Origin of the sequence: Microbacterium sp. HMH0099 (genome assembly GCF_049384025.1) — a bacterium.
Lineage (GTDB): Bacteria > Actinomycetota > Actinomycetes > Actinomycetales > Microbacteriaceae > Microbacterium.
Genome location: NZ_JBMRJR010000001.1, coordinates 580,461 through 593,249, shown reverse-complemented (window position 1 = coordinate 593,249; position 12,789 = coordinate 580,461). Strand labels below are relative to the sequence as shown.

Here is a 12,789-nt window from a genome sequence, read left to right as displayed (position 1 = left end):
GGTCAGAGGCGGAGGCGGGCGGCCGTCTGCGCCAGAGCCGCGGCGACGGCCTCGGCGACGCGGTCGGTCTGGCGCAGCGAGAGCGAGTCCGACTTCGGGCGGGTGAACGCTCCCGCCTCGGTGCTCGACGTGAACGGCCCGAGGGCGAACAGGCGGGAGTGCGGGACGCCGTCGCGGGCGACGACCCGCCCGTCGGCGTCGACCTCGACGCGGCCCAGCGAGCCGCTGAAGGTCGCGTCGCTGACGCTGACTTCTCGCCCGTGCCGGGTGGCGAGCTCGCGCAACGCGGGATTGTCGCTGGATGCCGCGGCGGTGCGCGGCAGCCAGGCGTCCACGAGCGCGTCGGCCGCGATCTCCCCGCCGACCCGGGGCGATGACGCGACGAACCGCCCCGCCTCCACGCGGACGGACAGCTCCGGACCGGCGAAGCGGACCACGCCGGCGTCGGCGAGGGCCAACAGCTCCTCGAGCCGGTGCCCGGGCGGACCCGACGCGACGTAGCTGAAGAAGGTGTGCCACGTGACGGGCAAGTCGACGGCGCGCGAGCGGGCGCTCCAGCGCTGCGTGGGGATGTCGGCCAGCGCGAGGAACGACCCCAGCACAGTCAGGAACAGCGCCTGCGCCGTGCTGCGCTCCGGGGCGGTCCGCAGATGCAGGTCCTCGCCGATGTGCCGGCGCACGCGCTCGTGCACCGCGGTCGCGTCGGCGAAGGTCTCCGCGCCGAGGGGCAGGTCGAGGGATGCCACGTCGAACCGGTCCAGCGGATCGGGCACGACCGCGGCGACCTCGCGGCGGAGGGCCTCGGTGTCGCCGTCGACGGCGCGCAGCGTGGACCGGAAGTCGTCCCAGGAGGTCCGCACGCGCTCGGGGAAGGCGGTGAACAGCTCGCGGTAGTGGCCCCACACGAGCTCGCGCGCGATGAGGGGCCAGACGTCGTCGACGAAGTCGACCGCCCCCGGTCGCGCCAGCAGGTCCGCGATCGCCGCGGGGGTGAGCACTTCGCGCGCGACGGGCGCACCGCGCAGGACGGAGGACACCTTCGACCGGTACGGCACGCCGCGCCGCGACCCCAGGTGCAGCCGCGGCTCGTCTCCTGACGGGACGTAGCGGAGGCCGCCGTCGGGGAGCCGCTCGAAGCGTCCTCCCCGCCCGTGGGTGAGGAGCACGACGGCATCCACCGAGGCCAGTCCCATGCCGCGCACGATGACGTCCGCGCCCGGGGTCAGCCCGCGGAGGTCCGCGTCGGCGGTGAACGCCGGGGGGATGTAGACCAGGTCGTGGCGGGCGGCCGCGGCGAGCAGCTCGCGGGTCTCGCCCTCCGGGTCGCGCCCGTTGTGGCCGAGCGCGTACACGACGACGTCGGCGGGCAGACGGATGCCGTCGGCCAGGGCCACCTCGTAGCCGTCGAGCGACTCGTCGACCCACTGCACCGTCCCCTCCTGCCAGCGCACCTCCACCCCGGGCGGGGCGATGGCGACCGTGCGGCGCCAGAACCAGTCCAGGTAGGCGCTCTGCAGCCGCCGGGTGGGGAAGCTGTCTCCGCGCAGCGCGCGGAGCTCGGCATCCAGATCGGGATCGTCGATGCGCGCGTCGGGGATCGCTCCGACGCGGACCCGCTCGGCCCACTCGATGAGCGACGGACCGGAGCGCACCGGCCCCGCGATGGTGGAGGTCTCGTCGGTGAAGACGGTCACGTCGCGGGCTATCGAGTTCAGCTTCAGGAGGGACGACTGCTCGCGGCGCCAGATCCGTCCGGCCCCCGGCGGGTAAGGGTCGACGAGGGTGAGGCGCAGCGGGGTCACCGACGCGGGGGTGCGCCGGGCGAGGAGACGCTCGACGAGCATCACCGCGCGCGGGCCCGCCCCGACGACGACGAGATCGGTCATCGCACCGCGACGCTCGGGAGGACGGGCGGAAGGCCCAGCAGGTCGTGCAGGGTCGCGCCCTCGTCGTAGAACCGCCGGTACGAGCCGCGCTCCTGCAGCAACGGGACGACCCGGTCGGCGAACTCGTCGAGGCCGTGCGGGGTGACGTGGCCCACGACGGTGAACCCGTCCGTGGCCCGCTCCTGCACGTACCGGTCGATCTCGGATGCCACGTGCTCCGGGGTCCCGACGAAGGTGTGGTTCGCGGTGAGGCGGATGACGAGCTCGCGGATGCTGAGGTTCTCGGCGGTGGCCTGCGCGCGGAGCTGGCCGACGCGGGCGCGGATCGCGGCGTGGCGTCCGGCGAAGCCCTGCGCGGTCTCGACGCCGGTGTCGGGCTCGATGTCGGGGAGCGGGCCGTCCGCGTCGTATCCGCTGAGGTCGCGGTTCCAGATCTGCTCGAGGTAGGTGATGGCCGTCTGCGGGCGCACCTGGGCCAGGGCGATCTCGCGCGAGCGCTCCCGCGCCTCGCTCGCGGTGTCGCCGAGCACGAAAGTGGCCGCCGGGAGGATCTTGAGCGAGTCCTCGTCGCGGCCGTTCGCGGCGAGGCGTCCCTTCACGTCGCGGTAGAACTGCTGCGCGTCGTCGAAGGCGGTGTGCAGCGAGAAGATCACGTCGGCGTGCTGCGTGGCGAAGTCGCGGCCGTCGGGGGAGTCGCCGGCCTGCACGATCACGGGCCGGCCCTGGGGGGAGCGCGGCACGTCGAACACCGCGTCGACATCGAAGAGGCGGGTTTCGTGCCGCACGCGCGCGACGGCATCGTCGCGCAGGAACGCGCCGGTCTCGGCATCCGCCTCGATCGCGTCCTCCCGCCACGACGACCACAGCGCCTTCGACAGGGCGGCGAACTCGGACGCCCGCACGTAGCGGTCGGCGTGGTCGAGATAGCCGCCGCGGCGGAAGTTCGCGCCGTGGAACGCGTCGGAGCTCGTCACGGCGTTCCACCCGGCGCGGCCGTTCGACAGCAGGTCGAGGGTGCCGAGCTGGCGGGCGAGCTCGTAGGGCTCGTTGAAGGTGGTGTTGAGCGTGCCGACGAGGCCGATGTGCTCGGTGACCGCAGCCAGGGCGGTGAGGATCGCAAGGGTGTTCGGCCGCCCGGCGACGTCGAGGTCGTGCAGCTGCCCGCGGTGCTCGCGCAGCCGCAGTCCCTCGGCGAGGAAGAGGTAGTCGAACAGGCCGCGTTCGGCCGTGCGGGCGAAGTACTCGAACGACGAGAAGTCGATCTGGCTACCCGCGCTCGGATCGGTCCACACGGTGGTGTTGTTCACCCCGGGGAAGTGCGCGGCGAGATGGATCCGACGGCGGGTCATGCGCCGACCTCCTGACGGGCGTAACGGCTGGCGAGGCGGGGGAGTCCGACGCGCTCGCGGAGTGTGGGCGCACCGTCGTCGGGGCGCAGCAGTCCGGCGGCCGCCGCGCGGGGCACGACGTGCGCGGCGATCGCGTCGAGGTCGGCGGGGAGTCGGGCGGGGCGCAGGCGGATGCCGTCGACTCCGGCCTCCGCGAGCGCGCGGATCTCCTCGACGACGTCGTCGGCGGTCCCCACGACGACGCGGGCGTCGGTGGTGAGGAGGGCGCGCTCCTGGAGCCGTTCCCAGGTCGCCCGGGCGGCGGGAGCGGTGTCCTCGACGAGCACGAGCAGATCGGCGAACACGCGGAGGTCATCGCTGCCGTCGAGTTCGCTCAGGATGCCGCGGACCGCGGCCGCATCACGAGGAGTGACGAACACGAGGTCGGCGTGCTCCGCGGCGAAGCGGTAGGGCACCGTCTGGTGCGCGAGGGCCGTGATGAGCGGCGCGCCCTGCGGGGACCGCGGCACGATCGACGCCCCGGTGATCGAGAAGAACTCGCCCGCGAACTCGACGTTGTGCACGCGGTCGCGGTCGAGGAACTTCCCCGTCTCGAGGTCGCGCACGATCGCGTCGTCCTCCCACGAGTCCGCAAGGAGACGGATGACGTCGGCCACTTCCCCGGCCTCCCGGAACGCGGCCAGCAGGGCGGGGTCGTCCTCGACGCGACCGGATGCCGGGAGTCCGTCCGGCCCCTCGAGGCGGCGTCCGAAGTTGGCGCGTTCCTGCGCCGTGGACCCCGCGACCAGGCGCACCCCCGCGCGACCGCGGCTCACGTGGTCGAGGGTCTGCAGGCCGGTCGCGAGATGGAAGGGCTCGGGGTGCGTCGTCGTCGCCGTCGGGATGAGACCCAGGCGACGCGTCGCCGGGGCCAGGAACGAGGCGAGCAGCACCGCGTCGAGGCGTCCGCGGACACGGTCGCGTCGGGTCTCGGCATCCGGTTCCGGGGATCGGCCGCCGAGGCTCAGGGCGTCCTCGATCGTCGCGAAGAGCAGGCCGGCCTGGTCGGCGGTGCGGGCGAGACCGCGCCAGTAGGCGGCCGAGGTCAGCGCGGTCGGCCGGGCCGAGGGCTCGCGCCAGGCGGCCGGGTGCCAACCGGCGCCGTCCAGGGCGACAGCGAGGGGGATGCGGTCGGGCATCGGGACTCCTTCTCTCCGGGCACGTCCGTCGGGCGACGTGCTGATCACTGTCGTCGGGTGTCCCGGCGGTCTCAATCCCCGGCGTAACGCAGCGCCTCGAAGCGTGCCGACGGAGGGGACGGCGCGGAACCGAGCGCCGACGCCGCCCGGATGCACGCCTCGTCCTCCGATATGACGCTCCGCGACGCACCGTGTCCGACCGTGACCCGTCGCTACGGACCGTGTCGCCCGAGGTGAGGGCGGCGACCGGCCCGCCTACGTTCGGCCGGAGCGCCATCCGATCCGCCGACCGACCGAGAGAGGTCCCTCTATGAGCGTTCCCACCGCGATCGCCCCGACGACGGGGCTGTCCGCCCTGCTCGACGACGTGCGCCGCGAAGCGCCCGACATCGAGGTGCGCCCGCCCTCCGCCGCGACGGCGGAGTTCTCCCACGACGCCGGCACCGCCCCGCGTCGAGGGGCGGCGGTGACCGACGGTCCCGCGGTGGCCTTCCCCGCCACGGTCGCCGAGGTGCAGCGTCTCGTGCGCCTCGCCGCCCGGCACGGCGTGAGCGTCGTCCCGCGGGGTGCGGGCACGGGCCTGTCGGGCGGCGCCACGGCGCACACCGGCCAGCTCGTTATCTCGACGGACCGCCTCGACCGGATCGTGGAGATCGCCCCCGCCGACGAGGTCGCCGTCGTCGAGCCCGGGGTCCTGAACGCGGCGCTGAACGAGCGTCTCGCCCCGCTCGGTCTCTTCTACGCCCCCGACCCCGCGAGCTGGCGTATCTCGACCATCGGCGGCAACATCGCCACCAACGCCGGGGGCCTGCGGTGCGCGAAGTACGGCGTGACCCGCGAGTCCGTGCTCGCCCTCGACGTCGTCCTCGCCGACGGCAGCCTCGTCTCGGTCGGGTACCGCTCGATCAAGGGCGTCACCGGCCTCGACCTCGTCTCGCTCTTCGTCGGATCCGAGGGGGTGCTCGGCATCGTCGTCGGCGCCACCGTGCGCATCCGGCCGCTGCCGGTCGCCCGCCGCACCGTGACGGCGTTCTTCGCCTCCACCGCCGCGGGCGCCGCGGCGATCGGCGCGATCACGGCATCGCGCGTGCGCCCGAGCGTCATCGAGTTCCTCGACGAACCCACGCTCGCGGGCATCGACGCGGCTCAGGACGCCGGTCTGCGCGCCCGGGGCGCCTCGCTCCTTCTCATCGAGCTCGACGGCTTCGGCATCGAGGAGCAGACGACCGAGCTGACCGCGGCGCTGGAGGCCGTCGGCGCGCACGTGCGGGTGGAGAGCGAGACGGATGCCGAGACCCTCTGGGAGCTGCGGCGATCCGGCCGCCGCTTCGACGAGGGGTCGTGGTTCGCCGGCGGCGACGTCGCCGTCCCCAAGTCGCACATCGCCGAGGTCTTCGACCGGTTCCCCGCGATCGCGGCCCGGCACGGCGTGGCCGTGAGCGCCGTCGCCCACGCCGGGGACGGCAACCTGCACCCGGTCATCACGCGCGAGATCCCCGCCGGCGCCGACCCGTCCGCGGTGCCCCCGGCCCTGCACGACGCCGCGGACGAGCTCGTGCGTCTCGCACTCGGACTGGGTGGCACGGCCAGCGGCGAGCACGGCATCGGCACCGTCAAGCGCGCGCTCGCCGCCGAGGAGCTGACCGCCCGCGTCCGCGCGGCTCAGCTCGCCGTCAAGGACGCCCTCGATCCCGCCGGTCTCCTCAACCCCGGCAAAGCCCTCTGACCCGACCTCCCAAGGACCCTCATGACCATTCGATTCCGGCGCCTCATCGGTGCCGCCTCCGCCCTCACCGTCGGAGCCGTCCTCCTCAGCGGGTGCGGCGCCGGAGCGACCTCCGCCCCGGCCGTGGACGCCGTCCCGCAGCCCGGCGGGGACCTCGTCTTCCTCATCGACTCGCTCGGGGCGACCTGGATCCCCAACAACAGCTCGATCTCCAGCTACCAGGGCCACATCTGGGGCAATGTCACTGACAAGCTCGTCTACGTCGACGCCGAGGGGAACCTCAGCCCGTGGATCGCGGAAAGCTGGGACGAGAACGCCGACAAGACGGAGTTCACCCTGCACCTCATGGAGGGTGTGACGTTCTCGGACGGCAGCGCGCTCGACGCGGCGGCGGTCGTGGCGAACATCGAGATCTGGGCGAAGGGACGACCCGACGAGGGCATCAACCGCATCGGTCTGTTCCCGTCCGCGAACTACGTCGGGGCGGAGGCGGTGGATGCCACGACCGTGAAGGTCTCGTTCTCGGCCCCCACCCTCAGCTTCATCCCGACGCTGGCGTACCACGGGTCGATCCTCCTGTCGCCCGAGACCCTCGCCCTGCCCGCCGAGCAGCAGGCCGACCTCACCCAGGACATCGGCAGCGGCCCGTTCGTCGTCGAGAAGGTCGCCGAAGGCGACAGCGTCGTGCTCAAGAAGCGCGACGACTACGACTGGGGTCCGGAGGCGGTCGGGCACGAGGGTGCCGCCTACCTCGACACCATCACCTACAAGCAGGTCGCCGAGCCGTCGCTGCGCACCGCCTCGGTCGAGTCGGGGCAGGCGCAGGTCGCCTACAACGCCAGCCCCCAGGACCTGGAAGCCCTGAAGGAGGAGGGGCTGACCGTCGAGACGCCGCGCTACCTCGGCTTCGTGAACGGCTACGCCCTGAACACCACCGTCGCGCCCTTCGACGACATCGCGGTGCGGCGGGCCGTGCAGCACGGCATCGACCGCGACGAGATCCTCTCGACCGTCTACACCGAGGACTGGCACGCGGCCGAGTCGTTCATCCAGAGCACGGTGCCCGAGGCGACCGACCACAGCGCCGAGTTCGCCTACGACCCCGAGGAGGCGGCATCCCTCCTCGACGAGGCCGGCTGGACGCCGGGCGCCGACGGGGTGCGCACGAAGGACGGTGAGAAGCTCTCGTTCACGCTGTATCCGAACCCGTATCTGCAGGCCTCCCAGGCGGTCGATGAGCTCGTCGACCAGCAGCTGACGGCCCTCGGCTTCGAGGTGAACCTCGAGACCTACGACGTGCCCACCTACGGGCAGAAGGTCATCGGCAACGCCGCGATCCCAGCGACCGAGATCACGCGCAGCTTCGTCGACGTCGGAACGGTCGCGGGTGTGCTCACTGCACAGAAGAAGGGCGACGAGGACTGGTTCAAGGTCGGCACCTCGGACGCCACCCTGAACGACCTGTCGACCAGGATCGCGACGGCCACCGACCGCGACTCCCGCGCGCAGGTCGCCGACGAGCTCCAGGGGTACGTGCTCGACCAGGGCTACTTCGTGCCCCTCACGCAGATCGTGCAGCGCGTGTACGTCCAGGCGCCGGAGGTCAGCGGTGTCAGCTACAACGGCCTGGCCTACGCGTACTACCTGGACGCCTGGCTCAACGACTGAACACCGGGGGAGGGATGCCACGGCCTCCCTCCCCCGGCCCGGTCGCCGCATCCGCGGGCGACCTCCATTCCCGCACCGAGAGGAGGACGACGTGCTCCGGACCTACGGCCGGTTCGCGCTGCGGCGCACGGGCCAGGCGGCCGTCGTCGTGCTGCTGGCGTACCTGTTCACGTTCATCGTGATCAGCATCCTGCCCGGCGACCCCGTCACCAGCACGCTGCGCAACCCCGATAACGGCTTCACGGAGGACGACATCGCCCGCATCGTGGCGTACTACGGTCTCGATCAGCCCTGGTGGGTGCAGCTCGGGTCGTCGCTCGGGCGTTTCGTCACCGGCGACCTCGGGGTCTCGCTCCGGTCGAACCTCCCCGTCGGCACCCTCGTTCTCGATGCGCTCGGGTCCACCCTGAGCCTCGCGGCCGCGGCCCTGTCCGTCGCCGTGGTGCTGGCCGTCGCCATCGCCTACGGCACGCAGTTCCTGCCGGCGCGGTTCGGGCAGGGGGTGCTGCGCGCGCTGCCGTCGCTGTTCCTCTCGGTGCCCAACTTCGTGATCGGCCTGCTGCTCATCCACGTCTTCGCGTTCGGTCTCGGGCTGTTCAGCATGATCGACACGGAGACGCCCTGGGGCACCTTCTTCGCGGCGGTGGCCCTCGGCATCCCGGTGTCCGCTCAACTGGCGGAGGTGCTGATCTCGTCGCTCGATCACGAGTCCCGCCAGGAGTACGTCGCGGTCGCCCGCTCGCGCGGCCTGCGATCGGGGGCGCTGTTCCTCCGCCACCTGGTGAAGCCGTCGGCGCTGCCGACGGTGACGGTGCTCGCCCTCATCGTGGGGGAGCTGCTGGGCGGGGCGCTCATCACCGAGGCCATCTTCGGTCGAGTGGGGATCGGCACGCTGGTCGAGTCGGCCGTTGCGAGCCAGGACCTGCCGGTGCTGCAGGCGGTGGTCTCGCTCGCCGCGATCGTCTTCGTCGTCGTGAACCTCCTCGCCGACCTCGCCTACCCGCTGCTCGACCCGCGGGTCTCCGTGGGGCGCACCGGCCGGGCCGCGGCGGCTGTCCCCCGGACCCGCCCCGTCCCTCTCGCGCGGGAGGAGGTGAGCGTCGTATGACCGCCCTGCTCACCTCGGCGCCGCGCTCGGCGGGGGCGCGGGTCCGCGGCATCCGGTGGTCCGTCCCCGTCGGCGTCGTCGTGTCGTTCGTCGTCGTGGGCGTCGTGCTGGTGTTCTCGCTCGCGCCGGGCCTGTTCACCGCCCAGGACCCCGCTCAGGGAGTGCCGGCCGACAAGCTCCAGGCGCCCAGCGCGGCCCACCTGCTGGGGACGGACCATCTCGGCCGCGACCTGTTCGCGCGCATCGTGTACGGCTCGCAGTCCTCGGTGACCAGCGCTCTGGTGGCGGTGGCCATCGGGGTCGTCGTGGGCGGTCTCATCGGACTGCTCGCGGGTTTCCTCGGCGCATGGACCGACGTGGTGCTGGCGCGGTTCGTCGACGTGCTGCTGGCCATCCCGGCGTTCCTGCTCGCCGTCGTGATCGTCAGCTCCCTCGGGTTCCAGACCATCAACGCCGCGATCGCGACCGGGGTGTCGGCCGTGGCCGTGTTCGCCCGCGTCATGCGGTCCGAGGTGCTCCGGGTGCGGTCGTCGGTGTTCGTCGAGGCCGCACGCCTCCAGGGCGGCTCGACCCTGCACGTGCTGTTCCGTCACGTGCTGCCCAACGCTTCGCGCTCCCTCATCCCGCTGGCGGTCCTGCAGTTCGGGCTGTCGATCCTCGTCATCGCCGGGCTCGCGTTCCTCGGCTACGGGGACCCGCCGCCGGCATCCGACTGGGGCCTGCTCATCTCCGCGGGGCAAGGACTACCCGCGCGCGCCCTGGCTCGTCGTGTGGCCCGCGCTCGTCACCGTGGCCACCGTGCTCTCGATCAACCGCATCAGCCGCTGGCTCCGGAGGACGTCATGACCGCTCACCCCCTTCTGCGCGTCGAGGACCTCCCGGTCGCCTACGGGCGCACCCCGGTGGTGCACGACGTCTCGTTCGCGATCCCGCGCGGGGGGAGCCTCGCGCTCATCGGCGAATCGGGTTCGGGCAAGTCGACGATCGCGCGGTCCGTGCTGCGGCTGCTGCCACGCGCCGCGGGCCGGGCGACCGGGCGCGTCGAACTGGACGGCACCGAGGTGCTCGGCCTCGCCGAGGCGCGGTTCCGCCCCTTCCGCGGACGCCGGATCGGTTTCGTCCCGCAGGACCCCGCCCACGCTCTGAACCCGGTGCGCACGATCGGCTCGCAGGCGCACGAGGCCGCTGCGCTCGCCGGCCTCACGGATGACGCGGCCGCGCGCGCGGCCGTGCTCGACGTGCTCGCGCGCGTCGGGCTGCCGGACCCGCGGCGCGTGTACGACTCGTATCCGCACCAGCTGTCGGGCGGCATGCTCCAGCGGGTGCTGATCGGGTTGGCGGTGCTCCCGCGGCCCGAGCTGCTCGTCGCCGACGAGCCGACGAGCGCCCTCGACGTCACGATCCAGAAGCGCATCCTCGACCTGCTCGACGAGCTGCGTCGCGACCTCGGGATCGGCCTGCTGCTCATCACGCACGACCTGGCTATTGCGGCCGAGCGCACCGAGGAGATCGTCGTGCTGAAGGACGGGCGGGTGCAGGAGGCGGGACCCACCCGCGAGGTGTTCGCCGCGCCCGCGTCGGCGTACACCGTCCAGCTGCAGGCCGACGCCCCCGCCCTGAACCCCGACCGCTACCGCCGCGACCTGGACGAGCGCGGAGTCGACGCGTGGACCACCGACACCACCGCCGCCCGCGTTGAGGTCCGCGGGATCTCGAAGAGCTTCGTCGTCGACGGGACGGCCCGCGCGGCGGTATCGGACGTGTCGTTCCGCATCCCCGCGGGCACCACGCACGCCCTCGTCGGCGAGTCCGGCTCGGGCAAGACGACGACGGTGCGGCTGCTGCTCGGGCTCGAGACGCCCGACGCCGGCGAGATCCACGTCGACGGGGCGGCGGTCGGCGGGCGGACGCCGGCGGAGCTCCGCGGCATCCGTCGTCACCTCCAGCTCGTCTACCAGAACCCGTTCACCTCGCTCGATCCCACCTGGAGCGTCGGGCGCATCGTCCGCGAACCCCTCGACCAGTACCGCGTCGGGACGCGCACCTCGCGCGCGGCGAGAGCGGCGGAGGCCCTGGATGCCGTGGGCCTGTCGCCGCACCTGGCACGACGCCGTCCCGACGCACTGTCGGGGGGCCAGCGTCAACGCGTGGCCATCGCTCGAGCCCTCGTGCTCGAGCCCGACGTCATCGTGCTCGACGAGCCGACCTCCGCGCTCGACGTCACCGTGCAGGCCGGGGTGTTCGACGTGCTCCGCCGTCTGCAGCGCGAGCGCGGCCTCACCTACCTGTTCGTCTCGCACGACCTCGCCCTCGTCCGGCAGATCGCCGACACCGTCTCGGTGCTGAAGGACGGACGGGTCGTCGAGGCCGGCCGCGTCGCCGACGTGCTCTCGCACCCGCGCGAGGAGTACACGCGGGCGCTCGTCGACGCCATCCCCGTCCCCGACCTCCGGAGCCCCCGATGACCCTGCTCTCCCCTCCCCGCTCCCGCCCCGCGCTCGTCGCGGCCTTCACCGCCCCGAAGGGGTTCGGCGACCAGACCCTCCGCGATCGCCGTCCCGACGCGATCGAGCTGCTCGGCGGCATTCCGGATCCCTCCGTGCTGCCGACGGCCGAGCTCGCCGAGGCGACCGCCCGGGTGCTGGCGCAGCCCGGTGCGCCGTCGCTGCAGTACTCGCGGACCGAGGGCATCCCGGCGCTGCGCGAATGGATCGCCGCGCACGAGGGCGTCGCCGTGGACCGCGTCCTCGTCACCAACGGCGGCTTCCACGGTCTGTCGATCGCGGTGCAGACGGTGCTCGAGCGCGGCGACCTCGTCGCGGTCGACAACCCCGTCTTCCCGCTGTTCCTGCGCGGTCTGCAGCTCGCGGACGCGCGGGTGCTGCCGATCCCTGTGGGCGCCGACGGCCTCGACGTCGACGCGCTGGCGGCGCAGCTGCACGCCGGCGCCCACCCGGCCGCGGTCTACACCGTGCCCGAGTTCCACAACCCGTCGCAGTCGTCGCTGCCGACCGCGCGCCGCCGCGACCTCGTCGAGCTGGCCGAAAGGTACGGCTTCGTCGTCTTCGCCGACGACCGCTACCGCGAGCTGCGCTTCCACGGCGAGGCGGAGTCGCTCGCGCCGTTCCACGACTCCGATCACGTCATCCACGTCAACACCTTCACCAAGACCCTCGGCCCGGGCCTGCGCCTGGGGTGGGTCGTCCTGCCGGACCGTCTGATCCCGGATGCCGTGGCCTTGCGCAGCCGTCAGGACGGGCACTCCTCGACCTTCGTGCAGGCCGTCGTGGCGGAGCTGCTCACCAGCGACGCGGGGCTGTTCCCGCGGGTGCTCGGCGAGGCGCGGGCGCTGTACCGCTCCCGCGCGCACGCGCTGGCGGACGCGCTCTCGACGGCGGCGCCTGGAGTCTTCGACGTGACGGTTCCCGACGGCGGGCTGTTCCTGTGGCCGCGGCTGACCGACGACGCGCTCGACGCCGACCGGCTCGCCGCCGACGCGACCGTCGAGGGCGTGGAGTACCAGCGGGGGTCGTTCTTCCCCTCGGGACCGGGGACGGATGCCGACCGGCACCTGCGCCTCGCCTACGGAGACACGTCGGAGGAGTCGTTGCGCGAGGCGGCGGCGCGGCTGGCCAGGGCGGTGGCGCGGCAGAGGTGAGGGCGGTGCGGGCGGTCGCGGTGCGGCCGTGGTCGCGAGCCGGCATCCGGGGTCGCCGGTGGGGCGATGACCGTCCGCGCGGCGCGGCGCTGACCGCGCCGTGGCGGCGCGGCGCCGACCGCGGGGCGGAACTCGCAGAAGGGCGCCGACCTCGCAGAAGGGCGCCGACCTCGCAGAATGTCGGCCGGAAGCTGCGAGGAGGGGCCGATTCTGCGA

Annotated in this window: 8 protein-coding genes; 5 read left to right on the top strand and 3 right to left on the bottom strand. The window is 73.1% G+C overall.

Going from position 1 to position 12,789, the window contains the following annotated elements; translation table 11 throughout:
• Nucleotides 1-2: 2 nt before the first annotated feature.
• The 3 genes from ACO03V_RS02595 to ACO03V_RS02585 are packed head-to-tail and all read right to left on the bottom strand — an operon-like array spanning nt 3 to nt 4,413.
• Nucleotides 3-1,886, bottom strand: coding sequence for an FAD/NAD(P)-binding protein (locus tag ACO03V_RS02595; protein WP_423136503.1), 1,884 nt, complete (start codon nt 1,884-1,886; stop codon nt 3-5).
• Entirely contained in the window at nt 1,883-3,235 is a 1,353-nt protein-coding gene (locus ACO03V_RS02590; protein WP_423136502.1) for an NtaA/DmoA family FMN-dependent monooxygenase, read from the bottom strand. Before ACO03V_RS02590 ends, ACO03V_RS02595 begins: the two co-directional genes overlap by 4 nt.
• A complete protein-coding gene (locus ACO03V_RS02585; RefSeq protein WP_423136501.1) occupies nt 3,232-4,413 on the bottom strand; it encodes an LLM class flavin-dependent oxidoreductase in 1,182 nt (393 codons plus the stop codon). Before ACO03V_RS02585 ends, ACO03V_RS02590 begins: the two co-directional genes overlap by 4 nt.
• A 310-nt stretch (nt 4,414-4,723) precedes the next feature.
• Between ACO03V_RS02585 and ACO03V_RS02580 the strand changes: the two genes are divergently transcribed.
• The 5 genes from ACO03V_RS02580 to ACO03V_RS02560 all read left to right on the top strand — a co-directional run bounded on the left by ACO03V_RS02580 (nt 4,724) and on the right by ACO03V_RS02560 (nt 12,573).
• Nucleotides 4,724-6,139: an FAD-binding oxidoreductase gene (locus tag ACO03V_RS02580; protein WP_423136500.1), complete on the top strand. Its 1,416-nt coding sequence runs from the start codon at nt 4,724-4,726 to the stop codon at nt 6,137-6,139.
• A 21-nt stretch (nt 6,140-6,160) separates the two neighbouring features.
• Nucleotides 6,161-7,807 carry an ABC transporter substrate-binding protein gene (locus tag ACO03V_RS02575; protein ID WP_423136499.1) on the top strand — a complete coding sequence of 549 codons (1,647 nt, stop codon included), beginning with the start codon at nt 6,161-6,163 and terminating at the stop codon, nt 7,805-7,807.
• Nucleotides 7,808-7,898: 91 nt separating this feature from the next.
• The gene (locus ACO03V_RS02570; protein ID WP_423136498.1) at nt 7,899-8,915 is read left to right on the top strand and encodes an ABC transporter permease; all 1,017 of its coding nucleotides are present in this window, start codon (nt 7,899-7,901) and stop codon (nt 8,913-8,915) included.
• Nucleotides 8,912-11,380 carry a dipeptide ABC transporter ATP-binding protein gene (locus ACO03V_RS02565; protein WP_423136497.1) on the top strand — a complete coding sequence of 823 codons (2,469 nt, stop codon included), beginning with the start codon at nt 8,912-8,914 and terminating at the stop codon, nt 11,378-11,380. The genes ACO03V_RS02570 and ACO03V_RS02565 overlap by 4 nt, the downstream gene beginning before the upstream one ends.
• A complete protein-coding gene (locus ACO03V_RS02560) occupies nt 11,377-12,573 on the top strand; it encodes a PLP-dependent aminotransferase family protein (protein WP_423136496.1) in 1,197 nt (398 codons plus the stop codon). The genes ACO03V_RS02565 and ACO03V_RS02560 overlap by 4 nt, the downstream gene beginning before the upstream one ends.
• Nucleotides 12,574-12,789: the final 216 nt, after the last annotated feature.

What these genes read in the sequence shown, in the direction of transcription:
- ACO03V_RS02580 (WP_423136500.1), top strand. Translation starts at nt 4,724, where the DNA reads ATGAGCGTTCCCACCGCGATCGCCCCGACGACGGGGCTGTCCGCCCTG.
- ACO03V_RS02595 (WP_423136503.1), bottom strand. Translation starts at nt 1,886, where the DNA reads ATGACCGATCTCGTCGTCGTCGGGGCGGGCCCGCGCGCGGTGATGCTC.
- ACO03V_RS02565 (WP_423136497.1), top strand. Translation starts at nt 8,912, where the DNA reads ATGACCGCCCTGCTCACCTCGGCGCCGCGCTCGGCGGGGGCGCGGGTC.
- ACO03V_RS02585 (WP_423136501.1), bottom strand. Translation starts at nt 4,413, where the DNA reads ATGCCCGACCGCATCCCCCTCGCTGTCGCCCTGGACGGCGCCGGTTGG.
- ACO03V_RS02590 (WP_423136502.1), bottom strand. Translation starts at nt 3,235, where the DNA reads ATGACCCGCCGTCGGATCCATCTCGCCGCGCACTTCCCCGGGGTGAAC.
- ACO03V_RS02560 (WP_423136496.1), top strand. Translation starts at nt 11,377, where the DNA reads ATGACCCTGCTCTCCCCTCCCCGCTCCCGCCCCGCGCTCGTCGCGGCC.
- ACO03V_RS02575 (WP_423136499.1), top strand. Translation starts at nt 6,161, where the DNA reads ATGACCATTCGATTCCGGCGCCTCATCGGTGCCGCCTCCGCCCTCACC.